The following is a 25,736-nucleotide window of genomic DNA, read 5'->3' as shown; positions in this document are numbered from 1 at the left end:
CTCAATCCTTTCCCGGTGGTGTGTCTTGCAGTTCGCCCATCACTGCGCCATTGAAGCCGAACACCTTGCGCTCGCCCGCCAGCGCCACCAGTTCCACCGTACGCTGCTGGCCCGGCTCGAAGCGCACGGCCGTGCCGGCCGTGATGTTCAGGCGCATGCCGTAGGCGCGCCAGCGCTCGAAGGCCAGCGCCGGGTTGACTTCAAAAAAGTGGAAGTGCGAGCCGACCTGGATGGGCCGGTCGCCGCGGTTGGCCACCACCACGGTGGCCGTGGCGCGCCCCGCGTTCAAGCTGATTTCGCCTTCTTCCAACTGGTATTCGCCTGGGGTCATGAGGGGCTCCTTCGCAAAAAAAACTACGGTATCGGGTGGTGCACGGTCACCAGCTTGCTGCCATCGGGGAAAGTCGCTTCCACCTGGATGTCGGGGATCATCTCGGCGATGCCGTCCATGACGTCGGCGCGCGAGAGTATCCTGGTGCCGTCCGACATCAGCTGCGCCACCGACTTGCCGTCGCGCGCGCCCTCCATGATGGCGGCGCTGATCAGGGCCACCGCTTCCGGGTAATTCAATTTCAAGCCGCGCGCCAGGCGCCGTTCGGCCAGCAGCGCGGCCGTAAAAATGAGCAGCTTGTCTTTTTCGCGGGGAGTCAGGTCCATGGTTTTCCTTGCGCTTCTTTCCTGATTAAGTGTTCCAGATGCGGGGCACGACGGCGTCGCGTCCCAGCATGGCGGGGCGCAGCAACTGCCAGGCGGCCAGCATGATGCGGCGCGCCGCCTCGCTGTCGCCGCACAGCAGGCGCACCACCACCAGCGATTTCATGTGCGTGGCGCCAAACGCGGCGCCGGCCGGCACGGCGATGTCGCGCACGGCCGCCAGCACGGCGGAAGAAACGGGCCGGCCGACGGCGATCAGGGTGGCGCATACCGTGTGCCCGCCCAATCCCAGCGGGCTGGCCATCAGGGCGCCGCCGGCGGCCAGCACGCCCTGCTCCCACCACAGCAGCTTGCCGCCGCGGCGGATCTGCACCTGCTGGCTGATGCTGCCCGTATTAAAAATTTCGCCTGCGGCGCTGCGGCCCAGGCAAACGATGTCGCAGCCGATGTAGCCGGCGTCCGCCGCCAGGTCCACCTCATGTCGCAGGCGCACGCAGGCCTGGTCGAAGAAGATGCTCTCCTGCGGCAGCCACTCGATGGCAGCGCCGCTGCCTGCGCGCAGCACGATGTGCTGGCCCGAGACATGGCCGTTGGCGCGGTACCATTTGGCGGCGCCCGGTGACGTGAGCAAGGCGTGCGCGCCCTCGCCCGCCGTGGCGTCGACGGCCAGCTGGTCGCCGCCCACCACGCCGCCGGGCGGATGGATGATGATGGCGTGGCAGACGGCATCGCCTTCCGGATACAGGGGCTTTTGCACGCGCAGGGGGCCGCTGTGCGTGCGCTCGACAAGGCGGCTGACGCCATCGTGCAGCGCGAAGCCCAGGCGCAGGTGCGCCTGCCAGGCGCCGTGTGCGCTGGCTGGTGGAGGCATGACTGGATGGCTGCTGTCTGGCATGCGGGGCAATCGCGTAAATAAGCGATTACCTAAGCAGGATATGTGCCAGCATCAGGTGAAGGAAACGTGAGAATCGTGCACCGCGTTGCAGCGAATGCACCGGCATGGTGCAGCGACCGCACCGCGGCGCTTATGCCTGGGCCATGGCCAGGGTGCGCCGTTCGCGCAGCAAGGCCGTAAACAGTGCGGCGCCCAGGGGGCGGCTGAAATAATAGCCCTGCATTTCATCGCAGCCGTGTTCCGTCAGGAAGGCGACCTGCTCGCGCGTTTCCACGCCTTCGGCGATGACGCGCATGTCGAGGTTGTGCGCCAGCGAGATGACGGAACGGGCGATGGCCGCGTCGCTGCTGCTGGTGGTGACGTCGTCGACAAAAGATTTGTCGATCTTCAGCACGTCGATGGGAAAGCGCTTCAGGTAACCGAGGCTGGAATAGCCGGTGCCGAAGTCGTCGAGCGAAATGCCTACGCCGATGTCCTTCAGGCGCGTGAGGGCCGCCACGGCCTTGTCCGGGTCGCCCATCACCGTGCTTTCCGTGATCTCGATGCCCAGGCAGGCGGGCGCGATGCCGTACTTGCGCAGGGCCGCCTCGACGAAGGGCACCGTGCGGTCCTGCGCGAACTGCTTGCCGGACAGGTTGACGGCCACCTTGATGCTGCCCAGGCCCGCATCGTGCCACACACGGATCTGCGCGCACACGCTTTCAAGCACCCATTCGCCGATGGCCGTGATCAAGCCATATTCCTCGGCCAGCGCGATGAACAGGCCGGGCGGCACCTTGCCCAGCACAGGATTATTCCAGCGCAATAACGCTTCCGCACCCAGCATGGCGCCCGTGCGCAAGCACATCTGCGGCTGGTAGTGCACTTCAAATTCATCGCGGCCGATGGCGCCGCGCAGCTGCTGCTGCATGGCCAGGCGGGCGCGGATATCGCTGCCCATGCGCTCCGTGAAGAAGGCGTAATGGTCGCGCCCCATTTCCTTGGCGCGCACGAGGGCCGTGTCGGCGTGGCGCAGCACGTCGTCGAGGCTGTCGCCGTCTGCCGGGCACATGGCGATGCCGATGCTGGTGGTCAGCGCCAGGCGCTCGCCGTCAACACTCAATTCTTCGCGCAAGCCGGCCAGGATGGTTTGCGCCAGCCCCAAGGTACGTCCCAGCAGGGCATCGTCCTGCAGCAGGATCTGGAATTCGTCGCCGCCCTGGCGCACCACAGTGTCGCCCTCGCGCACGCAGCCGGACAGGAAGCGCGCCACCACTTGCAGCGCCTTGTCGCCGACGGCCTGGCCGTGCGAATCGTTGATGTTCTTGAAGCGGTCCAGGTCCAGGCACATCAGCACCACCTGCTGGCTGTCGCGCACGGCGTTCGCGCGCGCCTGTTCGAAGCGCTCGCGCAGCAGCACGCGGTTCGGCAAGCCCGTCAGCGCGTCGTGGTAGGAGAGGAAATCGATCAGATGCTGCTCGGCCTTGCGCTCGCTGATGTCGAGGAAGACGCCCACATAGTTGACGACGGCGCCATCGGGCCCGTGCACGGTGGAGACGCTGAGCAGGCAGGGATAGGTGTCGCCGCTCTTGCGCCGCGTCTGCACCTCGCCCGACCAGCAGCCGCTGCTGCGCAAGCCCTGGCGCAAGGCCAGCAGCACCGCTTCGCCCGTGTATTCGGCATGCAGGCGCATGATGTCCGTGCCCACCACTTCCTGCGCCGCGTAGCCGGTGATGCGGGTAAAGGCGGGATTGGCCGTGACGATGATGCCGGCCGGATCCGTGATCAGGATGGCGTCCTGGGTGGCTTCGAAGACCTGGCCCGACAGGCGCAGCAATTCTTCATTGGCGCGGCGGATCTGCACTTCGCGCGCCAGCGTGCTGGCCACCTGTTCCAGTTCGGCCGTGCGTTCGGCCACCCGGCGTTCCAGGTTGGCGCGCTCCTGCGCCAGCTGCAGCTGCGCCCGCGCCAGACGCACATGGGCATCGGTGCGGGCGAGGATTTCCTCGGCCTGGAAGGGCTTGGCGATGAAATCGACGGCGCCCAGCGCAAAGCCGCGCACCTTGTCGTCCGTATCGTACTGGGCCGACAGGAAGATCACCGGCACCTGCTGCAGGGACGGTATCTCCTTCAGGCGGCGGCACACTTCAAAGCCGTCGAGGCCGGGCATGCGCACGTCGAGCAGGATCAGCTCCGGCGGGCGCGCCTGGGCCGTCCACAGGGCCAGTTCGCCGTTCGGCGCCTGGCGCACCGCGTAGCCGGCGCCGCCCAGCAAATCGCTCAACAGCTTCAGCGAAGCCGGCGTATCTTCAACGATCAGTACTTCGCCCTTCGAATTCACTTCCGAAAAATCGCGGTGCATGTAGCAGTTCTCTCAGCTTTGGATGAGGCGCGGCGGTCCGTTGCCACGCTGGACAAGACATTTTCTTTGCGATGAACTACGTACTATCATCATAATCTTTATTGCAATTTAGCACCATCCATCGGCCCTACTTAGTCCGTCTTTTCAGCGAAACCGATGTTGTCAGCCCACACTTTTACGTGTGCGCCAGCGCCCCCTCATTTTCCAGCAAGCCGCACAGCTGGCGGTACTGATGCTGGTCGAGCATGGCCTGCAGCGGCGCCAGCAACGGCGCCGCCACCGCTGGCAAGGCCGCCAGCAGCAGGGCCACCCTGGCCAGGTTCAATTCGCGCAGCGCCACCAGCAAGGCGGCGCGTTCTTCCCCCGTCAGCAGCAGCAAGTCTTGTGCCCGCAGTGCCGGCAACGCCTCGGGCGCCTGCGCCACGGGCAGCGGCACAGGCGCCGGCACGGGCGCTTCGGCCGCCTGCGCGGGGATGCTGAAGCGGAAGGTGGCGCCCTGCCCCGGCGTCGACTCCACCGTCAGTTCGCCGTTCATCAGCTGCACGAATTCGCGCGAGATGGCCAGGCCCAGCCCCGTGCCATCCTTCGGTCCCGCGCTGTCGGCCTGCACGAAGGGCTCGAAGATGCGCTGCTGGTCCTCCGGGGCGATGCCGATGCCCGTGTCGCTGACGGCGAACGACAGCCCCCATTGGTCGCCAGCGCGCCGCTCGCCGCGCACGCGCAGGGTGACTTCGCCGCCGCCGGCGAACTTGACGGCGTTTGACATCAGGTTCAGCAGCACCTGGCGCAAGCGTGTCGCATCGAGCACCACGGCCGCCGGCAGGTTCGCGCAGTCGAGGCGCAGGGCCAGCCCCTGCTGCTCGGCGCGCATGCCCAGCATGTCCATCACTTCCTGCAGCAGCGGCGCCAGCGCCACCACGGCCGTCTGTGCCTGCAGGCGCCCCGCCTCGCCCTTCGACAGTTCGAGAATTTCATTGATCAGGGTGAGCAAATGGTTGCCCGAGCGGTGGATAATGGCCAGATTGCGCTTCTCATCGTCCTGCATGTTCGGCGAGGCGGCCATCAGGCGCGAAAAGCCGATCACGGAATTCAAGGGCGTGCGCAGTTCATGGCTCATGTTCGCCAGGAAGGTGCTCTTGGCGCGGTTCGCCGCCTGCGCCTGGCTGACGGCCACCGACAGGGCGCTCGTGCGCTCGGCCACCAGTTCTTCCAGGTGATGGCGGTGGCGCAGCAGTTCCAGTTCCGCCTCGCGGTGCGCCGTGATGTCGTAGTTCGAGCCCACCAGGCGCATGGGGCGGCCCTGGCCGTCGCGGAAGATCACGGCATCGGCCTTGATGTAGCGGATGGCGCCATCGGGCCACAGGATGCGGTATTCGTGCGTGAACGCCTGGCCGGCACCCAGCGCGGCGCGCAGGGCCTCCTTGGCGGCGGGCACGTCGTCCGGCACCAGCGCCCTGCGCCAGATCGCCGCCGGCGCCATGCCGCTTTCCGCGTCGGCCTTGAACTGCGCATACATCTGCTCATCCCACTGCAAGGCATCGCTGCTGACGTTCCAGTCCCAGATGCCGATGCTGGCCGCGCCGGTGGCCATCTGCACGCGCTCCTCGCTGCGCTGCAGGGCGCGGTAGCGGCTGTCGAGCAGCGCCACCATGTCGCGGATGGAACGGTACAAGGTGCGCAGCTCGCCCAGGAACCACGCTTTCGGCGGCGTGCCGGGCGCTTCGCCCTGCCCCGCCTGGATGCCGGCCGCATACTGGCCGATCGCCTTCAGGGGCTTGAGCATCAGACACCACATCAGCAGCCAGATGCTGGCCACGAGGATCACGTCGAGCGCCACGATCATGGCGCCGATGCCCAGCGCGCGCTGGCGCAGCTGCGCGTGCAGCAGGGCCGGCGTCGCATACACGGCCACGCTGCCGATGACCTGTCCGCCCATCGTCACGGGGCGCCGCTGCACCAGCCAGCCGGGTTCCGCGGACAGCGAAGAAAAGCTGCCGATGGCGCCGGACGCAGTGCGGCGCAGGACCAGCGCTTCCTTGCCGATGCCCGGCGTGAGGGAACTGGCCACCAGGTCGCGCTTGCCCAGCATGCTGCGCATGATGGCCTGCATCTGCTTTTCATCGAGATTCCACAATGGCAGTTCGATGGCCACGGCCAGCTGGTCCGCGCTCACGGACAGGCTGCCCTGCAGCTGCTGCCAGCGCTGCTCGCGTTCGGACTGGTAAAACAGCACGGCAAACACCAGCAGCAGCGCGGTGACGACAAAGGTCAGCGCTACGCTGACGGCCAGCACGATGGAGACGCCGCCCAGGCGCGCATCTTTGGGGGCGTATGGCGTCATGCGCCTTCGCCCTGCGGCTCGCTGGTTGGCTGCGCCAGCAGGGCGCACAGCGGCTGGTACTGGTGCTGCTCCAGCATGGCGGCGATGTGCGCGGTCAGCTGCGGCAGGCTGGTCGCCACGCCGGCCAGCACGATGGCGCTGCGCCGCAAATCGAGGGCTTGCACGGATTCGAGCAGCGCCTGCCGCTGGGCGGCGCTCAGCTGGCCCAGCGCCTGTTGCAGGTCGAAGGCGGCGGCCGGCACGCGCGGCGCTTGGGCGGCAGTGCGCTGGAAGCGCAGGCCCAGTTGCTGCTCCAGCATGGCGAACAGATGTTCCTGCTCGATCGGTTTGCGCAGGAAGCCGTCGGCGCCGGCCGCCAGCGCCTCCTGCTTTTCTTCCTCGAAGGCTGAGGCGGTCATGATCACCAGGCGCGGCTGCACCAGCGCCGGCTGCGCGCGCAGCCAGCGCGTCAGCGCCAAACCGTCCAGGTCCGGCATGCGCCAGTCGCTGAGCACGATGTCGTAGCGCTGCGCCGCCAGCATCGCTTGCGCCTGCACGCCGCCCGCCGCTTCTTGGAGCTGAAAGCCCAGCGGCGCCAGCAAGCCGGCCAGCAGCTTGCGGCAGTTGTCGTCATCGTCGACCAGCAGCACCATGCGCCCGCGCTGGGATGGCGGCAGGCGCGCCACGCGGCCCGGCGCCTGCACTGCGAGGGCCGGCTGCCGCAGCGCGGGCGCGTGCAGCTCGAAACTGAAGCGGGAACCGGCGCCCAAGGTCGATTCGACGCGCAACTCGCCGCCCATCAGGCGCACGAATTCGCGCGAAATGGTCAGCCCCAGTCCCGTGCCCGCCTGCGCCACGGCGCTGTCGGCCTGCACGAACGGTTCAAAGATGCGTTCCAGGTCCTCTTCCGCGATGCCGCTGCCCGTATCGCGCACGGCAAACGCCAGCGCCATCTGCCCGTCGCCGTCCGCCTGGCAGCTCAGCGACAGGGTCACGCTGCCCTGCTCGATGAACTTGAGCGCGTTCGACAGCAAATTGAGCAGCACCTGGCGCAGCTTGGCGCCGTCGAGGCGCACCAGCGGGGGCACGCCGTCGCGCTCGAGCCGCAGCGCGATGCCCTGGTCGCCCGAGCGCATGCGCACCATCTCGAGCACCTCGTCGAGCAAGCCATTCAAGTCCACGGGCCCCGCCTGCAGCTGCATGCGGCCCGCCTCGATTTTCGACAATTCCAGGATATCGTTGATCAAAGTCAGCAAATGGTGGCCGGCGCGGTTGATGATGGCCAGGTTGTGTTTTTCTTCCTCGAACATGCTGCTCGAATCGGCCATCATCTGCGAAAAGCCGATCACGGAATTCAAGGGCGTGCGCAATTCGTGGCTCATGTTGGCGAGAAAAACGCTTTTCGCGCGGTTCGCCGATTCGGCCTCGGTGACGGCCACCGACAGGGCGGCCGTGCGCTGCTGCACCAGTTCTTCCAGGTGGTCGCGGTAGCCGAGCAGCTCCTGCTCGCTTTGCTTGCGCTCGGAAATGTCGACGATGCCGCTGCGCACCAGGCGCCGCCCTTCCATCGGCAAGCGCACCAGCCGCACTTCGCAGGGAAAGACGCTGCCGTCGGCGCGCCGCACATGGCGCTCGACCAGGATGGGTTCACCGAGCATGGCGCGGCGCAGATGCTCTTCCATCATCAGGCCCAAAGGCATGCCGTCGGGCTGCTCCGTGCTATACAGGTCGAACGGCCCGCGCGCCAGCAGCGCTTCGCGCGACATGCCCAGCATGCGTTGCGCGCTGCTGTTGGCGTCGATGAAGCGGTCCTGGTCCAGGTCATACACGACGATCGCTTCAGGCGCATGCTCGACGAGGATGCGGAAGCGCTGTTCGCTTTCGCGCGCCTCGCTCTCTGCGCGGCGCAAACGCCGCCGCTGCAGCAGCAGTGCGCTCAGCAAGCCGGCCATCACGATGAAGACGCCGGCCGCCAGCAGCACGGCGGCGCGGTGTTCGTGCCACAGCTGCGGCGGGCGGTTGAAGAACAGCGTGTCCGGCGGCAGCTGGCTGCTGTCGGCATCCCAGCGCTGCAGCTGCTCCCAGTCGTACATGGGCACGGGGCGGACCGGCGGCAGCAAGGCACCCGGCGCGGCAGGCGCCTTGCCGGCCAACACGGCCAGCGACATCTGCGCCACCTGCTGCGCAGCCCCTTCGATGTGCAGGAGGGAGCCGCCCAGGATGCCCTTGCCCACGTTCGTGTTATACATGCCGAAGGCGGGCACGTTCGCCAGCCGCGCCAGTTCGCCGGCAAACTGCACGGGTGTGGCGATGGCGCCGGCCACGTCGCGGTTGACATTGCCGGCCACCAGCAACGTATCGGCGGGCAGGTGCGCCACCTTCACGCGCATCTGCTCCAGGGTCAGGCCGTCGAGATACTCGATGTAAACCCTGCCCTGCCACGCCTGCGCCGCCTGCTGCAGGCTGCGCTTCAAGGCCTGGTCGGCCTCGCTGACGCCAACGGCCATGACGATGGTTTTGGTCTCCGGGAACAGCGCCATCGCTTGCGCCAGGGTGCCGGGAAAATCGACGTTCGCCTTTTGCTGCCAGATGGCCAGCGGACTGCCGGCCGGCAAGGCCTTGCCCGAGGTGTTAATCGCCAGCACGGGCACGCCGCGCGCCAGCGGCGCCAGGTCGGACAACAAAAAATCGAGCGCCGGCTGCTGCATGGCGATGATCAGGTCGGCCTTGCGCCCCATCATCTGGGTGTATCTTAAAAGCAACAAATCACGCATCTCGTTGCGCAGCGCCGGGTCGCCCTGGGTATTGAGGTTCAGGTGCTCGACCATGATGTCTTCGCTGGCCAGGCCCGCGGCGGCCATGGCGGCCACGTAGGTGCGCGTGTACGATTCCACGCCGGCGCGGCCGTAATCGTAGGCGTTGAGGACCAGCACGCGCTGGCCCTGGTGCGGCGGCGCAGCGGCTGGCGCCGCTGCCGGCACGGCGGCCGGGGCCGCGGCGACACAGAATGCCAGCAGCAATGCGCGGCCGCAGCGGTACACCGCTGCCCTGCTCGTCCCGCCGCCAGGCACATCACGCATCATTCGCCATGCCCATGCTCACCCTCGCCTGTCACCATGTTTCAACTATGCGCCGGCCATTCAGCCACCGACACTTACAAAAACATGATAACGTCAACTGCCGGGGCAAGTCTATTCCTTAGGGCAATCTTTTGACAATACCCCGGCGCGTCAGGCCAAGCATCATTACGCGGCGGCGCTACTGATACCGAACAATTCCAGCTTCAGCCCTTTTATGCCAGACGGCACATAAATCGCAATCGCCTGGGCCTTGATCATGCTGTCATAGATACTGCCCTTGTTATCGATCGAAAAGTAATACGTATTGGGCCGTACTGGCACCTCGGCGGGAACCTGGGCCATATGGCGCAACTCGGCACCCGGCAGCGCCCTGCCCAGTAGCAGTTCGATATTGTCCGGAGATGAAATCTTGAACTGCAACGGCACCGTGGCGACCAGTTCCAGCGCCGGCATATCGGCGTTTACCGCAAGACAGAGTTCGGTCTGACGGTCAATCCGCTTGGCATCGAGCAAGCCGTAATAGTGGGTGTTCTGTTGCGCGTCGTTCGATAGCGCGATCGGGAAATAGCGCGACAGGAGCACAGTATCGATCAGGTCACGAATGATGCCATCGAGCTTGCCGAAGCCGGCAGCCGCGTCATCGTGACAATAAGCGGGCAAGTCGCTCAGTGTGTATTTCTTCGAAAACGTCATCAAGCCACCGGCCAACGCCATCAATTTTTCAAACAAATACACGGGATGGTGGCGCCGGTAACTGGCGCAATGACTGAGCGTGGCGCTGGCCATGCTCAAAGTATGGAGCATCCAGAACGAGGCAACATCTCCGCTATGAAATTCCACCGTATTGTTACCAGGCTGACGGTGGCGGCTGTACAGCGCCTCAATTTTCGCCCCCACGCGATCGATCAGCGAATCGAGCATTTTCTGCAGCGAGGACTCTGCACTGATGGTCAGGCCAGGTGGGATGAAGGAGGCATCGATGTCAAAGCCGCCATTGCCAGCGCGGTACAAACGGATCACCGGGATGGCAAGGTAATCATTCAGAGGGTCCAGTTGGGACAGCAGATACACGCGTTTCTTCAGGTAAGCCACGTCTATGCTGACTGCCTCGCTGTACAGATCCGGTGTTTCGATATCCGCCTGGACATAGCGCGCACCGGCAGAGCTCACATTGCCGCCATGTGCCTGCAGCGCGGGCAGCGCGGCATAAAAAGTAAAACTATGTTCGCTGGAAGGGAGTTTGGACAGGTCAACCGCACTGGGCAATACATCGCCCAGCGGCGCTTCAAACAGCTCTCCATCCTGAAAGACGAGCGACATGGCATCTGCCCGCAGGCTATTGTTGGCCAGCGCATCCGCATTCCAGCTGACGCCATGCACGCCCCATAAATGTGGATTGATGAGTGAGGCCAGGCGTTGCAGGCGCGCTTCATGGTAGCGGTCCAGTTGCTGGAATTGCTGGGGACCGATGGCCAGCCCCTCGGACCAAAGTAATTTGGATGGCAATGTCATTGCATTCTCCATATTGGCTGTTGAAATCTTGCTTCCTTGCCAGTCTGATGTTGCCAGTTTGAAAGTCCTTGATGTTGCGCAGCATCCCTGTTCAATTATTTGCGCAAACGCAATTTTCCTTGGAGCAAACGCTCGGATACTGGCCATTCCGCCGCGAAGACACAGGAAAAGAAAGATGGAAGACTTGCTGCCGTATTTCGAACGCGAACTGGTGATGCTGCGGCGACATTGCCGTGAATTCTCCGAGCGCTATCCGAGAATCGCCGGCAAATTGCATATGTCCGGCGAGTCTTGCGAAGATCCGCATGTGGAACATTTGATCGAATCGGTGGCCATGCTGGCGGCACGCATCTCAAAACGGCTCGATGACGACTATCCGCAATTTACCGAAGCCTTGTTCGAAGCCCTGTTCCCGCATTACCTGCGTCCTTTTCCATCCTGCAGCATCGTGCGCCAGTGCGCCCCGGCGGCCGGAGCGGGTGCTTTGCAGCTGCCTGCCGGCAGTGAAATGGATACAGCGCCCGTGCGCGGCGTACGCTGCCGCTTCAAGACGGCCTACGATATGACGACCGGCGCATCGTTACTGGACAGCGCCGTTTTCGATGCGATGATCAAGGCGCCACCGGGAGTACGCCTGCCAGCATCGGCCAGCGCCTCGCTGAACATCGGCATCCGGCATCCCGGTGCGGCGCCCGCGTCGCTGCGCGTTTTCATCGATGGCGAGGCTTCTTTTTCCGCCGCATTGCGCGATGCCCTGTTCATGCATGCAATCTGCGCTTTTGTGTCCATCGACGCGATGCAGTGGATGGCATTGCCCGCCGTTCCCTTGACCCCCGTCGGCTTCGCCGACGCGGATGCCTTGATACCGTTCGGTGCCCGTTCGCAGCCGGCATACCGCATCCTGAGCGAGTATTTTGCGTATCCGGAAAAATTCAATTTCTTTGATATCGATATCGCGGCGCTGAGTGCGGCCCTGCCGCCTGGCAGCCAGCGCTTTACCCTGCATCTGTGCATGGCCGGTTTGCGGCCCGATTCCGCTACGGCGCGCATGTTGTCCAGCATTTCCAGCGAAAACTTAAGGCTGGGCTGCAGTCCGGCGGTCAATCTCTTCCGCCAGGAAGGCGTACCGATCTCCGTCACCCGGCAGAAAACCGACTATCCCGTGCTGGCCCATGCCACCCATGCGCATGGTTACGAAGTCGTCTCCATCGACTCCGTGCGTTTGCTGCGCCAACGCGGCGGCGAAAGCACGCTGACCGAATTCCGCCCGCTGTACAGCCTGCGGCATGGCGAGGGTACGTCTCAACAGGGCCATTACTGGATCATGCGCCACGATACGGCGTTGGCCATCAAAAGCCCTGGTCATGAAAAGAAAATCACGCTGGTCGACAGCGACTTCAATCCCCTGATCCATGAAAAGGCCAGCTTGTCGCTGTCGCTGACATGCAGTAACCGCGATCTTCCCCTTGCACTCAAATACGGCCAGCCGCAAGGAGACTTGCAACCGTGCGCTGGCGGACCCGCGCTGCACATGCTGCGACGCCCCAGCCAGCCGCGACGCTTTTCGCCAGGCGCAGGTCTGCACTGGCGCCTGATTTCGCATCTGGCGCTGAATCATCACGCACTGGTCCAGGAGGGACTGCCGGCGCTGCGCGAAATGCTGACGCTGTACGACCTGTCCCAATCGGCAAGTTCGCAACGCCAGATAGGCGGCATCGTCGCGCTGGCGCACTCGCCAACCACGACATGGCTGCGGCACAGGCGCGGCACCTCGCTGGCGCATGGCGTGGAAGTGCGCATCACGCTGGACGAGGAAGCCTTTATCGGCAGCGGCATGCACCTGTTTGTGCAGGTGATCGACCACTTTCTTGGCCTGTATGTGCAAATCAACAGTTTCATCGAACTGGTGGTGCTGTCACTGCAAAGCGGAGAGGAGCTGATCCGATGCAAACCAAGAAGCGGATTGCAGAATCTGGTGTAATGCAACACTTGCTCGCCGAGCCTTACCGCTACCAGTTCGTGCAGGCGGTGCGTATTCTGCTGTGCTGGCTACGTCAGCAGAACGTGTCCCATGCACAAGCCTTCAGCCAGGTGTTGCGCTTCAAGAACAGCCTGTCCTTGAATTTTCCAGCCAGCGAAATCGAGCAGCTCTCGCTCGACGAGCATGAACAACTGATCCTGACACCGACTTTCATGCGTTTTCTGGGCGCCAGCGGCACCTTACCCTTGCATCACTCGGAACGCATCGCCGCCTGCCGTTTGTCGAGCAAGGACGCCGGCGTCTCGGCCTTCCTCGACATCTTTTCGCACCGCATGGTCTCGCTGTATTGCCAGGCATGGGAAAAATATCGCCTGGAGTCCGCACGCGAGACCCATGCAAAAGATGCGCAACTGCCCTTGCTGACGGCGCTCGCTGGCGTACCGCGCGATGCGCTGCCATCGAACGGCGAGGCCGGCGCCGTGACGCAGGACGTCGCAGCCTGGTACGCTGGCCTGCTGCGCTGCCGCCCCGTTTCAGCTCAGGCGATAGGCCCCGTGCTGGCCGAATACTGCGGCGTACCTGTCACCCTGCAACAATTTGTCGGGGGCTGGGACTATCTGGAAAAAAACCGGCGCAGCCTGCTGGGCAGTGTCAACTTCGTTCTGGCGCGCGGCGCAACGCTTGGCCTGCGGCTGTGGCGCCAGGACATGCGCGTCTGCCTGCATATCGGCCCGCTGGATACTGCCGGCCTGCAACGCTTCCTGCCGCACAGCGCAGGTGCGGCGGCACTGGCAAAGATGCTGGCGCTGTTTGGCGTGCCGGATGTGCAATATGAAGTGCGGCTGATACTGAGTCCGCCATGCATCCGGCCCCTGCTCCTGAGTTCCAAGCCTTCGGAAAGAAGGCGCCTTGGCTGGACGACGTTCTTGCAGACGGCACAGGGCAAGGTACGCGGCGCGCAGGTGCGTTATTTGCTGCAACTGGCTTGAGCAGTTTATCCCTGAAAGCGAGGCAAGCATGAAACATGCGGGACGCGGCGTCATCCGGCTAGGAGACGCAACCGATCACGGCGGCAAGGTCACCAGTGCATCGTCGGGCAGCACCGTGATGGGGAAGACGGCGGCGCTGGCCGACGACATGACTTTCTGCCCCAAGTGCAAGGGCAGCTTTCCCATCACGCCAGACGGCGCCGGCGCAAAGCACATGGGCAAGCCGTACGCCTATGACGGCGATGCCACCGCCTGCGGCGCCCGCCTGATCACATCGCTATAAGGGAGGCAGGCCATGCATGCAAGCATACAGGCGGCGTTATCGGCCTTCGACCTCGCCGCGCAAGAGCGGCGCCTGCTGAAGATCGACTTCCCCCATGACGATGGGCCGGCCGGCGCCATCCTGCTGGTCAATTCGCTGACCGCCAGGGAAGAAGTATCGCGCGACTTCCGTTTCGAAGCCGAGCTGCTGTCGGACGACGCACACATCGCGCTCAAGGCCATGATGGGCCGCATGGTCACCATTTCCATGGTGCGCGACGATGGCACGCTGCGCCACTTTAACGGCTATGTGGGCGAATTCTGCCTGCTGCGCGCAGACGGCGGCTTCGCCTGGTACCGGATGGTGCTGCAACCGTGGCTGGCCTTTGCCCGGCTGCGCCAGGACAACGTCTCCTTTCATGGCCAAAGCGTCATACAGCTGACCGAAACAACGTTTGCGCATTACGAGCAGCGCGACTGGAAAACCAGCATCCATGGCGACGATCCACAGATTACCTGCGCCAACCAGCACAATGAAACCGATTACAACCACCTGCACCGGCGCTGGGAAGCCCTCGGCTGGCATTACTGGTACGAGCACCGCGCCGATGGCCACACCTTGTGGCTCGCAGACAACAGCACCCTGGCGGACATGATCGCCACGGTAGCCGGCGACGGCGCCATGCGCTTTCACGCCGAGTCGGGTTCCCTGGAAGACGATGGCCTGCAACAATGGCAAGCCGTGCGCCGGATCGGCTCGGGACAGCTGACCTTGGCCAGTTTCGACTATAAAAATCCGCAGCCACGCCTTGCCAGCGGCTACTCGCTGAATCGCCAGGGCGACGTATTTGCCCACGAGTTGTATGAAGATACGGGCGCCTACGGCTACAGCAATGTTGATGATGGAGAATCTCTGGCACAGCGCCGCATGGAAGAAAGCGACCATCTGCGCCAGTATTTCGAGGCGGCAGGCAATCACCGTGGCGCGCAGCCCGGCCTTTGCTTCCGGCTCGATGGACATTTCAGCGCCGAGGAAAAGCGCTATCAGCCTGGCCAGGAACGCCCGGACAGTATTGCCGAACGCGAGTACCTGATCCTGTCAGCCGAGCATATCGCCAGCAACAATTATCAGGTTGGCCCCAGCGCGCCATCGGATTATGCGAACACGCTGGTGTGCGTGCGGCGGGACATCCGCTGGCGCCCGGGCCGTGGCTACAACAGCACGCCGTGCGTGGTTGCCGGCGTGCAGACGGCACTGGTGGTCGGGCCGGCCGGGGAAGAAATCCATACCGATGCCCTGGGACGCATCCGCCTGCAATTTCACTGGGACCGCCTGGGCAAATTCGATGAGCGCAGCTCGCCATGGATACGGGTCATGATGCCGATGGCGGGAGCGCAAATGGGACAGATCGCCTTGCCCCGCGTGGGACAGGAAGTGGTCGTGCAATTTCAGGACGGCAATATCGACCATCCCATCGTCATCGGCGTCGTCTACAACAGCGCCAATCCGCCGCCGTGGCAATTGCCGCAGCAACGTGCCCTGTCCGGCGTGCGCAGCCGCGAGCTGGGCGCGCGCAGCGCCAACCATCTGGTACTCGACGACACCAAGGGCGCGATCCAGGCACAGCTGCGCAGCGAGCACCAGGACAGCAGGCTTTCATTGGGCAACATCACCCGCATCGACGACAACGCCGGCCGCAAGGAAGCGCGCGGCGCGGGCTTTGAATTGGCCAGCAATGCCTGGGGCGCCCTGCGCGCCGCCAAAGGCATGCTGATCACCACGGAAACATCAGCAGGAACGGGATCGGTCAAACAGCTCGACGAAACACAGTCCCGTCTGGCGCAGGCACGCCAACTGCATGAGGGACTGGCCGGCATGGCCGTCGATGCGGGCGCGCAGGACAGTACCGCACAGCAAGGCGCCGTGGCCGACGCCATCCAACGGCAAAACGCCGCCATCAAAGGCGCCGGCGGCGATTTCCCGGAGCTGTCCGAACCACATTTGCTGCTGGCCAGCCCGGCCGGCATCGAGCTGAGCACGGGCCAGTCCATCCACCTGGCCGCCAGCGAGCATGTGGCACTCAGCAGCAGCAAGCATATTTCACTCGCCAGCGGCGACAGCATGTTTGCCAGCATCGCCAAAACCTTCAGCCTGTTCGTGCACAAGGCCGGCATGAAGCTGATCGCCGCCAGCGGCAAGGTGTCCATCGAGGCCCAGAGCGACGAGGTGGAAATCCTCGCCCGGAAAGTGCTGTCGCTGATCAGCGAAGCGGACTGGGTCAACATCAAGGGCAAGAAAGGCGTGCGCCTGCACGGCGCCAACCACATGCTGGAAATCAGCGACAAGGTGCAGTTCTTCACCTCCTCCCCCGTGCTCTTCAACGGCAACCTGGAAACCCTGGCGCCGAAGAGCGTGTCGCAGGAATTTAATGAACGGCCACACAGCAGTTTTGACCAGGAAGTGTTGCTGGTGAATGTCGACGATACACCGGCCGTTGGCCTTGCTTTTGAAATCCTGCGCGATGACGGCAACATGGCCGGCAAAAGCGCGGAAGACGGTTCCACGCAACTACAAAAATCTACGGGCATGGACAGCTACATCATTCGCTATAAGGGAGAACTGCCATGAGCAAATGTGACGACTTGAATAACCGTGGCAATCATCCTGCAAAATTTAGTCAGGGCGTGGGAGGCTGGGCGGAACTCGCCGTTTCGATGACGGAAACAAAAGATACTGCCCGACACGACGTCACTGTGCCGCCAGGCAAAGTCATTCCTGTCATCTTCCTGCCAGGCGTGATGGGGAGCAATCTAAGGATGAGCAAGGTTCGCCAGGAGGAATTGCGCCGTCCAGACAATCGGGCTTGGCGGCCAGACGATATGATGGGTGCGGGAGGCAAGGCAGCTGTCCTCACAAGCAATGGCCTGGGTGGCTGGTTCAAAGATGCGTCGCCACGGCAGCGTCAATTGGTGTTTGATCCCACTGAAACCGAAGTCGAGTATTACCACTATACCGAGAGCAATAGCCGCTTCGATCCAGATGGTGCGGAAACCAAAGCCGCGGATGCGCGGCATCAAAATGTGCCTGACAGCTTTACGCCCATTCCTCCTCTGATGGGAACGAACAGGATAGCGACAACATCACGCCCGAATCAAGGTAAAGCCTGCTCATATCAAAGCCCAGCACAAATAGCCCGTTGGCGAGGATGGAGTGAAGTGTTATTTGCTGGTGCGTACGGAACAATGTTGCGGGCTGCCGAATTGCATCTCAATAACATGATTTCCGACGGTAAGCCACATCCTGTCTGGCGTCAAACAAGTGGCCTTGGCGCACTGCTTTTGCAAGATCCAGAAAATTTTGGCGCGTCATCTGGGAAAGCCATTACCGTCAGCGATTTAAAGAAAATTTCTCCTTGCTGGTATCCAGTGCATGCGATGGGTTATAACTTTATCAAGAGCAATGGGGTATCCGCCGTCACTATTGCAGAGCGACTACGCGGCCTGGTCAAAGGCTACCAGGAACGCGGATTCAAATGTAACGAAGTCATCATCGTTACCCATAGCATGGGGGGCTTGCTGGCCCGTGCATTAATACACCCCAGCTATGGAAATATGTTAGACGATAAAGATGTAAAAATTCTGGGCATTTATCACAACGTGATGCCGACCATTGGCGCCGCAGGAGCGTATAAACGCATGCGTTTTGGATTTCAGGAAAGAGAAGGTTCGATAGCAAAAATAGAGGCCAGCATTCTAGGGATCGACGGTGAATACGCCACCGCCATTCTGGCAAATGCACCAGCGCCACTGGAAATGTTGCCAGGTGCGGCATATGGCCAGAATTGGCTGAAAATTGTAGATGCACAGGATAAAGTTTTATGGAGCTGGCCTCGCGATAAGGCCACTGCACTGGAAAGCATTTACCTTCAACCCGCCAATGCGTGGTGGAGGCTAATCAATCCAAAATGGGTAAACCCCGCAGACCTTCCTTATGAAAAAGGTGGGGGTATAGAAAGAACAATGGAGAGAATAACATCCGCCTCAAAATTTCTATCGTCCATAGAAAAAAAATTCCATCCAAAGACTTATGCAAGCTATTGCGCTTCCCGAAATTTTTTAAGTTACGGCGACGTCGTATTTAAATTAATTGAAGGTCTTCATAGTGGCTCAAATGATCCGTGGAATAAATTCGAGCCGTTACCTGAAAAATGGAAGTTACTTGAAGATGATGCAAAGGGACAACTCCTGGTCCAGGCCGGAGGTAAATTCTTAAAGTTAAGGCTACAAGCAGCTAATGCACGCGGTGATGGAACGGTGCCGTCAGACCGTTCTGCCCAGCATATCACAGGCACACTTTTCGTACATGGCACGGCGGAAGCGAACGGTTATGAACACCAGAACAGCTACGCCGATACAAATGTAATGGCATCCATGCTGTATTCCATCGTACAAATTGCCAAGACGGCAAAATGGGAGTAAGCCATGAACAATAAGATCGAGAAAACAATTTTCCTCACGATTACGGTTATTGCGATGGTATTCCTATCCGCCTACGCGAAAAAAAATTCAGCCAAGGAGATCATAATGCTTGAAAATTTCAAAATCAGCAAACGCCTGGAAACACTATTTTTAAAAACAAAAATAGTATGCTTCGGGCGCTATGCCCTAGAGATTCCGCAAGAAGCACAACTCATATCAGGAGGGACAACAATTCTTTCGGAAATCAAGACCATACCAGGCGGAATACCAGAAAAAAACGAACGCATAGCAGAAGAAATTGAAAAAATAAAAAAAAATGACCCAACCTCTGAAATTACATACAATGGAAAAGGTCCAATAGAAAATAGCTGGCAACTTCAATACTATGATGGAGAATTCTCCAAAAAAGGTGGGCGTTTAATCTTCAAAACCTACATCACAAAAGGAAACCATATATTCATTCTTGACGGATCAACACGAAAAGGTGAAACAATAGCAGATTCCATAGAAAATCAAATGGTTCGCGCTAATAACTTACGTCTGCGCGATGAAAATGAAGTTCCCAAGGAACCTGGCTATTGCGTCAAAAGTAGTTTCATGACCGACAACAAATATGATAGTCAGGAAATGGCAGATGCAGGCCTGTATTTCCCCAGCTTTCCAGACGTGACTTTTTCCATCACATCAAATAAAAATGCCTACGGTGACTATCCTCCTGCCGAATATGATGCAAAAGTACGTGGGAAATTATCATTACTTGCTCGCATCCAGGAAGCGAAAGACCAGCAAGGCAAGAATTATCCCGCTCGCACACTGCTACGCGAAGGCAAGCGTGACGTGCAGCACTGGCACGGCGAGGAATCGTTGATACGGCGTACCGATGGCGTGCATGATTTTGAATGGACGCTGGTCGGTACGCCGCGCGATATCGCCTATCCAGCGGTATTGGAAGCATCCATGTACACCAAAGTCGCCCACAACATGGTCGGCGCCGCCGAAGCCGCGTCGCTGACGGACGAAGAGGCCATCGCCTTGTGGGACAAGCTGCTGTCCGGCCTGAAGTTCCGCGTGAAAGTGCCGGGTGCGCCGCCGGGTTCGTATTACTTCGATCCGGACAAGCCGGCGCAGTGACAATTGACAAACTCATGCTGGCGCCGTGCAAGCCATTGCGCTAGCATGCTCCTTTTACCCGGAAAGCCCCCGTGCCCATCACCCTGCGCCCCGCCCTGCCAGCCGACATCGACGCCCTGTGGGCCCTGCGCACGGTGGCCGTGCGCGTCAGTTGCGCCACGCACTATGCGCCGGAGCAAATTGCTGTTTGGACCGCCTCGCCCGTGCCGGCATCGTATGGCGCCATGCTGGCTGCCGGTGGCGGCATCGTGGCCATGCAGGACGAGGCCATCGCCGGCTATGCCATGCTCGATGCGGACAAGCAGGAAGTCGATGCCGTCTTCGTCGACCCGGCGCGCGCGGGACTCGGTATCGGCAAGCGCCTGCTGGCGGCGCTGGAGCAGCTGGCGCGCCAGCGCGGCATCGTGCGCCTGCACCTGTCCGCCTCGCTCAATGCGGAACCGTTTTACCGGGCCGCCGGTTTTGTTGCCTTGCGCGCGGAAGCCTATGCGCACCCGAGCGGCATCAGCCTGGCCAGCGTGGCGATGGAAAAAGCGCTGGCGGCCGCCTGAATTTTCAGTCAGGCACCGCGCCTGCCTCGGACTCGGCCAGGCATTGCTGCAGCTTGGCGATCAGGGCGCGCACTTCGTCGTCGCCCAGGTCCAGCGGGTCGCCATGCGCGCCAACGGCGATCAGACAGATGGCCGAGCCGTCGTACCAGGCGTCGAGGCGATCCTTGTCTTCACTCATATTGTTCCGCCTCATGTTGCAAATCCCTCCGTAAATCGTCCGGCGCCGCGATGCTGGCGCGGCCTTGCGGCACGGGAAAAACGGACGCCAGCTGGCCGTTGCCCGCCATGCCTGGCAGCCATTTATGCAAAAAATCGCCCAGCGCGATGGCGCGCGGCTGGAAATGTTCCCACTCGCCGCCGGCGCACGCTTGCGCGTATGCCGCTTCCGGCCAGAACGGTATAGCCACCTTGGCGTCGGCTTGCGCCGTGGCCCAGCCCTCACGGTACAAGCCCCACACTTCTTGCGTATCGGCTACCTTGCGCACAAAATAGCCATGGCGTTCGGCGGACGGCAGACCCATCACCTGCTTGAACTTTTCAGGATGCACGGTTTTCCCCTGCCTCGTCCCATACCCGCAGCTGCGGCGCGCACCAGCCCGTCACCAGGTCGAGGGCATCCAGTATCACGTCTTCCCGCGCCTCATCCTGCGCGCCGTCCTGCGCAGACGGGCGCAATTCCTGCAGCAAGCCGGCCACTTGCGCCGCCGTCACGCCGCTGGCCTTGTAGCGCAGCAGGATGGCGCGCAGCGTCAATAAACCTGCCCTGGCGTCGAGTGCGGCCAGCAAGTCTCTGTCGATGTCGGCGATGATGGTGTGCGGCATGTCAATCCGCCTCCCAAGCGATGGCGGCCGGCCGCGCGCCGCCCGTCCTGAAAAATGCGGCAAAGGCACGCTGGCAGTGTTCCACATCAATGCACCAGGCTTCCGGATACTCATCCACCTGGCCATTGGCCAGCAGATAGCTGCAAACGCCGTCTGCCTCCTCGTCGCCCAGCGAGTGAAAACTCAAGTCTTCCTGGCCCGACAGATACATCAGCCAGGCGTTGCCGCCATTGCGCAGCATGCACAGGGCCGGGCCCTGCTCCGCATCGCTCGCCATGGTCAGCCACAGCTCGCACTGGGCCAGGGCGCGCGCTTCCATCAGCGCCTGTTCCAGCGCAGCGATGGTGTCGACGGCGCGCGCCTCCCCATGCAGATTCAATTCCATCGTCATGTTGTGCTCCCGCTCAAATCGTTCGTCGCCAGGGCCGTACTCAGATACAGCTTGCCGCTGAGGTCTTGCAGCAGGCTGCTCTGGCGCAGGCGGTCCATCACGGGGCCCTTTACTTCGGCCAGGTTCAGGCTGATGCCGCGCTTGGCCAGCGTGCTGTTGAGCTCGATCAAGCCCAGCAAGGCGGTGCTGTCGATCTGGTTGACGGCCGACAGCACCAGCACCAGATGGCGCGCCGTCGGGTGGCCGCGCAGCTCGTCTTCCACGCGCTCCGTGACGGCTTCCACGTTGCCAAAGAACAGGCCCGCATCGATGCGCAGCAGCAAGACGTCGGGCAAGGTCTGCGCCTCGTAGCGCTCCACGTTGCGGAAGTGCTCGCTATTCGGAATACGCCCCAGCACCGCGATATGCGGGCGGCTGGCGCGCCAGATCAGCGTCCCCATCGACAGCAGCACGCCGATCACCACGCCCGCTTCCACGCCCAGCACCAGCACGCCGGCCGTCGTCGCCAGCAGGGCCAGCGCATCGCTGCGGTCGTAGCGCCACGACAATTTCAAGGTATCCCAGTCCAGCAAGCTGCTGACGGCAAAGATGATGGTGGCGGCCAGCACGGGCAGCGGCAGCAGGGCCAGCCAGCCCGTGGGCGCCACCAGCGCCAGCGCCAGCAGGCTCGCCGTGATGATGCTGGCCAGGGGCGTGTTGGCGCCCGCCTGGAAATTGACGGCCGAACGCGAAATCGAGCCCGTGACGGGAAAGCCGCCCGACAGTGCGCTGGCCACGTTGGCCGCGCCCAGGCCCAGCAGTTCGCGGTTCGTATGCAGCTTTTCACCGCGCTTTTGCGCCAGGGTCTGGGCGGCGGACATGCTCATCAGAAAGATGATGAAGGCGATCAGCAACGCCGGCGACAGCAAGGTGCGCCAATGGGCGCCCGAGGTGGCCAGATTCAGCCCCGGCAAGCCGCTGGGCACGTGGCCCGTCGTCTGCACGCCCATCGCTTCCAGGCCGCCATAGGCGACGAGCGCGATGCCGGCCAGCACCAGCGCCATAGGCGCCAGGCGCGCGCCCACGTCGGCGGCCACCTTGTTCAGCCCGCAGCGCTGCAGCAGGCGCGATGCGTAGCGCTTGGCCAGCCACAGGAACAGCAGGCCGGACAGCCCCAGCACGAGGCTGGGCGTGTGCCAGTGTGGCCAGGTGGCCCCCAGCAGGGGCGTGATCTGGCCCCAGATGATCAGGATGGCGGCGCCATTGCTGAAACCGCTGATCACGGGACGCGACAAAAAGCTGGCCATGAAGCCCAGCCGCAGCACGCCGCACAGCAACAGGACGAGGCCGCTGATGAAGGCCAGCTGGGCGGCCAGCACGATGTACAGCGAGGAGCCGGGGTCGGCCAGCGGCGCCAGGGCCGCGGCCGTCATTAGCGAGACGATGGCCATGGGGCCCACCGATTGCGTCATGCTGCTGCCGAACAAGGCATACAGCACGGGCGGCAAGATGCTGGCGTAGATGCCGACCACGGGCGGCAAACCGGCCACCAAGGCGTAAGCCATGCCTTGCGGCACCATCATCATGGCGACAACGATACCGGCGGTGATGTCTCCGGCCAACAGAGGACGCCGGTATTGCCTGAGCCAGAGCAGCATGGATGATCCCAAAATCTGAAAACCGAAGCCTATCATGCGACGAGGCCGGCTGACAGGGGGAACGCGATCAGTCTGGCAGCAATTGCGCCTTCACGGCATCGAGGATTTCCGCCGACAGCGCTTCGTCATCGACGGAACGGGCCAGCACCATGGCGCCCACCATGGCGGCAAACGTGGCAATGGCCTGCTGGCGCCGCCGCTCCGGCGCACCATCGGGCGCGCCGTCGGGCAGCAAGCCTTCCAGCAGCGCGAACTGCTGCCGCGTGGCTTGCGTAAACGCGGGGCGCGCGCCGGGCGACATGCGCGCCACGTCGACGCCCATGGCCGCCGCCGGGCAGCCGCCGCCCGGCTGGTCGCGGTGCCGGGCGGTCAGATAGCTGTCGATGATGGCCGGCAGCGCCCGCTGCGGGTCGCTGGCAACCTTCGCCCGCCAGCCTTCCAGCGACTTATTCAAGGCATGCTGGCACGCCTCGATCATCAAGTCTTCCTTGGACGCGAAATGGCCGTAGAAGCCGCCATGCGTGAGGCCCGCGTTCTTCATCAGGTCGGCCACGCCGATGCCGTCATAGCCCTTTTCGCGGAACAATCTTGCCGCCACGTCGACGATGCGCTCGCGGTTCAGCGCCGCCTGCTCCCTGCTCACTTTCATGCTGCCCTCCTACATTTATGTCAATCATCATATAACTTTACGCCCGTTTGCGCCACTCTGTTAGCAAGCGCACCGTTTGATGCCGGCGCCGCGCCGATACTGGGTCTTCGTTTCCAGGGAGGCCAGCATGAACGAAAACAAAGACCAGTCCGCCGGCAACTTGCAGCGCGCCATCCAGCAGGAGCAGGATGGCCGTGATGCCGTAGCAAAAGGCAAACAGGACAGCAAGCCCCCCGTGCAGACGGGCAGCCGCAGCCAGCCAGGCACACCCCTGCCCGCCCAGCACCTGGACAAACCGGGCATCGAGGGGCAAATGCAGTTGAAACCGCGCTTCCTGGCGCCCGATTACTGTGGCAGCGGCAAGCTGGCCGGCATGGTGGCCGTCATCACGGGCGGCGATTCGGGCATCGGGCGCGCCGTGGCCGTGCTGTACGCGCGCGAAGGGGCCGATGTCGCCATCATTTACCTGAACGAACACGCGGACGCCAACGAAACGAAGCGCTACGTGGAAGCGGAAGGCCAAAGCTGTCTTTTGATCCCCGGCGACGTGCGCGACCAGGGCTTTTGCCAGCAAGCCATCAGCCAGGTGCTGGAACGCTTCACGCACATCGATGTGCTGGTGAACAACGCCGCCTTCCAGGAGCACGCCGAATCCTTGCTGGACCTGAGCGAAGAACGCTTCGACCTGACCATGAAAACGAATGTCTACGGCTACTTTCACATGGCCAAGGCCGTGCTGCCCCATTTGCAGCGGGGCGCGTCCATCATCAACACGGGTTCCGTGACGGGTTTGCAGGGCTCGAAACACCTGCTCGACTATTCCACCACCAAAGGCGCCATCCATGCGTTCACTATGGCGCTGGCCGGCAACCTGCTCGACAAGGGCATCCGCGTGAACGCCATCGCACCCGGCCCCGTGTGGACGCCGCTCAATCCGGCCGACAAGTCGCCCGAGGAGATCGAGAAATTCGGCCAAGACACGGACATGCGCCGCCCGGCCCAGCCCGAGGAACTGTCGCCCGCCTACGTCTTCCTGGCCTCGCCCGCCTGTTCCAGCTACATCAGCGGCATCGTCCTGCCCGTCACCGGCAGCGTGGGAGACTAGCCGATGGCGCGCGCACTCTGGAAAGGCGCCATCAGCTTCGGGCTCGTGCACATTCCCGTCGAGCTGATTTCTGCCAGCCTCGACCACGAGCTGGACTTGTCCATGCTGGACCGGCGCGACTTCGCGCCCATCGGCTACAAGCGCTACAACAAGCAGACGGGCAAGGAAGTCGAGTGGGACGACATCGTCAAGGGCTATGAATACAAGACGGACGAGTACGTGGTGCTGTCCGACGAGGATTTAAGGCAGGCGAACGTGAAGGCCACGCAAACCATCGACATCCTCACCTTCGTCGATGCGGCGGAGGTGCCGCTGACCTTTTACGAGCACCCGTATTACCTGCTGCCCGCCAAGGGCGGCGAGAAAGTCTATGCGCTGCTGCGCGAAACCTTGCGCAAGGCTAACAAAGTGGGTATCGCCAGCGTAGTCATGCGCACCAAGCAGCATTTGTGCGCGCTCGTCTGCGTGGGCGACGCCATCGTGCTCAACACCCTGCGCTACGCTGATGAAATCCGCCCCACGGATGACCTGGACTTGCCCGCCAGCACCCTGAAGGCGGCCGGCATTTCCGACAAGGAACTCAAGATGGCCCTGTCGCTCGTGGAAGGCATGAGCGAAGCGTGGGAACCGGAGCAATACCACGACAGCTACCGCGAAGACGTGCTGGCGCTGGTCAAGAAGAAAATCAAGGCGAAACAGACCAAGACCATCACGCCGCCCGCCCCCGAACCGGAAGAGGAACACGCCAGCAATGTGATCGACCTGGTCGCCCTGCTGCAGCAAAGCCTGGGCAAGAAGGCGTCCGCGGCGCCGGTCCGCAAGCGGACGGCCGCGTCCCCTGCGCGCAAAACGGCGTCCGCCAGGCGCAAGGCGGCCTGAGGCACGCCCCACGCCACCGAGAATAGTCAATACTATAAATGCATTGACTTTGATCAAGC

The 25,736-nt window shown here is 62.5% G+C and carries 22 protein-coding genes; 9 read left to right on the top strand and 13 right to left on the bottom strand.

Annotation, left to right across the window (positions count from 1 at the left end):
- Position 1 precedes the first annotated feature (1 nt).
- The 7 genes from AC1RBA_RS00290 to tssK form a co-directional block, all read right to left on the bottom strand.
- Complete coding sequence (locus AC1RBA_RS00290; RefSeq protein WP_219306870.1) at positions 2-331, bottom strand: urease subunit beta; 330 nt, start codon at positions 329-331, stop codon at positions 2-4.
- A 23-nt stretch (positions 332-354) separates the two neighbouring features.
- Positions 355-657 (bottom strand): urease subunit gamma, encoded by a 303-nt coding sequence (locus AC1RBA_RS00285; RefSeq protein WP_070313463.1) that lies wholly within the window; start codon positions 655-657, stop codon positions 355-357.
- 25 nt (positions 658-682) lie between these two features.
- Entirely contained in the window at positions 683-1,525 is an 843-nt protein-coding gene (locus tag AC1RBA_RS00280) for an urease accessory protein UreD (RefSeq protein ID WP_492415969.1), read from the bottom strand.
- 154 nt (positions 1,526-1,679) lie between these two features.
- Positions 1,680-3,890 carry an EAL domain-containing response regulator gene (locus AC1RBA_RS00275; protein WP_070313461.1) on the bottom strand — a complete coding sequence of 737 codons (2,211 nt, stop codon included), beginning with the start codon at positions 3,888-3,890 and terminating at the stop codon, positions 1,680-1,682.
- A gap of 175 nt (positions 3,891-4,065) precedes the next feature.
- A complete protein-coding gene (locus tag AC1RBA_RS00270) occupies positions 4,066-6,231 on the bottom strand; it encodes a sensor histidine kinase (protein WP_121669904.1) in 2,166 nt (721 codons plus the stop codon).
- Complete coding sequence (locus tag AC1RBA_RS00265) at positions 6,228-9,293, bottom strand: sensor histidine kinase (protein ID WP_121669905.1); 3,066 nt, start codon at positions 9,291-9,293, stop codon at positions 6,228-6,230. Before AC1RBA_RS00265 ends, AC1RBA_RS00270 begins: the two co-directional genes overlap by 4 nt.
- 162 nt (positions 9,294-9,455) lie before the next feature.
- Positions 9,456-10,802, bottom strand: coding sequence for a type VI secretion system baseplate subunit TssK (gene tssK, locus AC1RBA_RS00260; protein WP_121669906.1), 1,347 nt, complete (start codon positions 10,800-10,802; stop codon positions 9,456-9,458).
- 175 nt (positions 10,803-10,977) lie between these two features.
- Between tssK and tssF the strand changes: the two genes are divergently transcribed.
- The 7 genes from tssF to AC1RBA_RS00225 all read left to right on the top strand — a co-directional run bounded on the left by tssF (position 10,978) and on the right by AC1RBA_RS00225 (position 20,194).
- Positions 10,978-12,783, top strand: a complete 1,806-nt coding sequence (gene tssF, locus AC1RBA_RS00255) for a type VI secretion system baseplate subunit TssF (RefSeq protein WP_492417150.1) — start codon at positions 10,978-10,980, stop codon at positions 12,781-12,783.
- Positions 12,783-13,772 (top strand): type VI secretion system baseplate subunit TssG, encoded by a 990-nt coding sequence (tssG, locus tag AC1RBA_RS00250; protein ID WP_492415967.1) that lies wholly within the window; start codon positions 12,783-12,785, stop codon positions 13,770-13,772. The genes tssF and tssG overlap by 1 nt, the downstream gene beginning before the upstream one ends.
- 28 nt (positions 13,773-13,800) lie before the next feature.
- Positions 13,801-14,055 (top strand): PAAR domain-containing protein, encoded by a 255-nt coding sequence (locus AC1RBA_RS00245; protein WP_070219429.1) that lies wholly within the window; start codon positions 13,801-13,803, stop codon positions 14,053-14,055.
- 12 nt (positions 14,056-14,067) lie between these two features.
- Entirely contained in the window at positions 14,068-16,662 is a 2,595-nt protein-coding gene (locus AC1RBA_RS00240) for a type VI secretion system Vgr family protein (RefSeq protein ID WP_492415966.1), read from the top strand.
- Positions 16,659-18,512, top strand: a complete 1,854-nt coding sequence (locus AC1RBA_RS00235) for an esterase/lipase family protein (protein ID WP_492402628.1) — start codon at positions 16,659-16,661, stop codon at positions 18,510-18,512. The genes AC1RBA_RS00240 and AC1RBA_RS00235 overlap by 4 nt, the downstream gene beginning before the upstream one ends.
- A 3-nt stretch (positions 18,513-18,515) precedes the next feature.
- The gene (locus tag AC1RBA_RS00230; RefSeq protein WP_492415965.1) at positions 18,516-19,643 is read left to right on the top strand and encodes a T6SS immunity protein Tli4 family protein; all 1,128 of its coding nucleotides are present in this window, start codon (positions 18,516-18,518) and stop codon (positions 19,641-19,643) included.
- A 71-nt stretch (positions 19,644-19,714) separates the two neighbouring features.
- The gene (locus AC1RBA_RS00225; protein ID WP_492415963.1) at positions 19,715-20,194 is read left to right on the top strand and encodes a GNAT family N-acetyltransferase; all 480 of its coding nucleotides are present in this window, start codon (positions 19,715-19,717) and stop codon (positions 20,192-20,194) included.
- 4 nt (positions 20,195-20,198) lie between these two features.
- Here the strand turns inward: AC1RBA_RS00225 and AC1RBA_RS00220 are convergent, their stop codons facing one another.
- From AC1RBA_RS00220 to AC1RBA_RS00195, 6 genes are all read right to left on the bottom strand, one after another.
- Positions 20,199-20,372 (bottom strand): hypothetical protein, encoded by a 174-nt coding sequence (locus AC1RBA_RS00220; protein WP_175445173.1) that lies wholly within the window; start codon positions 20,370-20,372, stop codon positions 20,199-20,201.
- Positions 20,365-20,742 (bottom strand): DUF2750 domain-containing protein, encoded by a 378-nt coding sequence (locus AC1RBA_RS00215; protein WP_492415961.1) that lies wholly within the window; start codon positions 20,740-20,742, stop codon positions 20,365-20,367. The genes AC1RBA_RS00220 and AC1RBA_RS00215 overlap by 8 nt, the downstream gene beginning before the upstream one ends.
- On the bottom strand, positions 20,732-21,016 hold the full coding sequence (locus AC1RBA_RS00210; RefSeq protein ID WP_492415960.1) for a hypothetical protein: 285 nt from the start codon (positions 21,014-21,016) through the stop codon (positions 20,732-20,734). Before AC1RBA_RS00210 ends, AC1RBA_RS00215 begins: the two co-directional genes overlap by 11 nt.
- Position 21,017: 1 nt before the next feature.
- Positions 21,018-21,407 carry an Imm1 family immunity protein gene (locus AC1RBA_RS00205; RefSeq protein ID WP_492415959.1) on the bottom strand — a complete coding sequence of 130 codons (390 nt, stop codon included), beginning with the start codon at positions 21,405-21,407 and terminating at the stop codon, positions 21,018-21,020.
- The gene (locus AC1RBA_RS00200; protein ID WP_492415958.1) at positions 21,404-23,044 is read right to left on the bottom strand and encodes a SulP family inorganic anion transporter; all 1,641 of its coding nucleotides are present in this window, start codon (positions 23,042-23,044) and stop codon (positions 21,404-21,406) included. The genes AC1RBA_RS00205 and AC1RBA_RS00200 overlap by 4 nt, the downstream gene beginning before the upstream one ends.
- A gap of 67 nt (positions 23,045-23,111) precedes the next feature.
- On the bottom strand, positions 23,112-23,693 hold the full coding sequence (locus AC1RBA_RS00195) for a TetR/AcrR family transcriptional regulator (RefSeq protein ID WP_492415957.1): 582 nt from the start codon (positions 23,691-23,693) through the stop codon (positions 23,112-23,114).
- Positions 23,694-23,820: 127 nt separating this feature from the next.
- Here AC1RBA_RS00195 and AC1RBA_RS00190 point away from each other — a divergent pair, with 127 nt between their 5' ends.
- The gene (locus AC1RBA_RS00190; protein ID WP_492415955.1) at positions 23,821-24,798 is read left to right on the top strand and encodes an SDR family oxidoreductase; all 978 of its coding nucleotides are present in this window, start codon (positions 23,821-23,823) and stop codon (positions 24,796-24,798) included.
- 3 nt (positions 24,799-24,801) lie between these two features.
- Positions 24,802-25,677: a non-homologous end joining protein Ku gene (gene ku / locus AC1RBA_RS00185; protein ID WP_070313447.1), complete on the top strand. Its 876-nt coding sequence runs from the start codon at positions 24,802-24,804 to the stop codon at positions 25,675-25,677.
- Positions 25,678-25,736 lie beyond the last annotated feature (59 nt).

The organism is Janthinobacterium sp. GW823-FHT03B06 (genome assembly GCF_058796955.1).
The sequence above is the reverse complement of the archived record's forward strand: the minus strand, read 5'-3'. Positions and strand labels throughout refer to the sequence as shown.

Bases quoted from the DNA above. Each gene is read 5' to 3' on its own strand.
- AC1RBA_RS00270 (WP_121669904.1), bottom strand. From the start codon at position 6,231: ATGACGCCATACGCCCCCAAAGATGCGCGCCTGGGCGGCGTCTCCATC.
- AC1RBA_RS00200 (WP_492415958.1), bottom strand. From the start codon at position 23,044: ATGCTGCTCTGGCTCAGGCAATACCGGCGTCCTCTGTTGGCCGGAGAC.
- AC1RBA_RS00290 (WP_219306870.1), bottom strand. From the start codon at position 331: ATGACCCCAGGCGAATACCAGTTGGAAGAAGGCGAAATCAGCTTGAAC.
- AC1RBA_RS00205 (WP_492415959.1), bottom strand. From the start codon at position 21,407: ATGACGATGGAATTGAATCTGCATGGGGAGGCGCGCGCCGTCGACACC.
- AC1RBA_RS00220 (WP_175445173.1), bottom strand. From the start codon at position 20,372: ATGAGTGAAGACAAGGATCGCCTCGACGCCTGGTACGACGGCTCGGCC.
- AC1RBA_RS00245 (WP_070219429.1), top strand. From the start codon at position 13,801: ATGAAACATGCGGGACGCGGCGTCATCCGGCTAGGAGACGCAACCGAT.
- tssF (WP_492417150.1), top strand. From the start codon at position 10,978: ATGGAAGACTTGCTGCCGTATTTCGAACGCGAACTGGTGATGCTGCGG.
- AC1RBA_RS00190 (WP_492415955.1), top strand. From the start codon at position 23,821: ATGAACGAAAACAAAGACCAGTCCGCCGGCAACTTGCAGCGCGCCATC.
- AC1RBA_RS00235 (WP_492402628.1), top strand. From the start codon at position 16,659: ATGAGCAAATGTGACGACTTGAATAACCGTGGCAATCATCCTGCAAAA.
- AC1RBA_RS00195 (WP_492415957.1), bottom strand. From the start codon at position 23,693: ATGAAAGTGAGCAGGGAGCAGGCGGCGCTGAACCGCGAGCGCATCGTC.
- AC1RBA_RS00265 (WP_121669905.1), bottom strand. From the start codon at position 9,293: ATGATGCGTGATGTGCCTGGCGGCGGGACGAGCAGGGCAGCGGTGTAC.
- AC1RBA_RS00230 (WP_492415965.1), top strand. From the start codon at position 18,516: ATGAACAATAAGATCGAGAAAACAATTTTCCTCACGATTACGGTTATT.
- tssK (WP_121669906.1), bottom strand. From the start codon at position 10,802: ATGACATTGCCATCCAAATTACTTTGGTCCGAGGGGCTGGCCATCGGT.
- AC1RBA_RS00285 (WP_070313463.1), bottom strand. From the start codon at position 657: ATGGACCTGACTCCCCGCGAAAAAGACAAGCTGCTCATTTTTACGGCC.
- AC1RBA_RS00275 (WP_070313461.1), bottom strand. From the start codon at position 3,890: ATGCACCGCGATTTTTCGGAAGTGAATTCGAAGGGCGAAGTACTGATC.
- AC1RBA_RS00280 (WP_492415969.1), bottom strand. From the start codon at position 1,525: ATGCCTCCACCAGCCAGCGCACACGGCGCCTGGCAGGCGCACCTGCGC.
- tssG (WP_492415967.1), top strand. From the start codon at position 12,783: ATGCAACACTTGCTCGCCGAGCCTTACCGCTACCAGTTCGTGCAGGCG.
- ku (WP_070313447.1), top strand. From the start codon at position 24,802: ATGGCGCGCGCACTCTGGAAAGGCGCCATCAGCTTCGGGCTCGTGCAC.
- AC1RBA_RS00210 (WP_492415960.1), bottom strand. From the start codon at position 21,016: ATGCCGCACACCATCATCGCCGACATCGACAGAGACTTGCTGGCCGCA.
- AC1RBA_RS00240 (WP_492415966.1), top strand. From the start codon at position 14,068: ATGCATGCAAGCATACAGGCGGCGTTATCGGCCTTCGACCTCGCCGCG.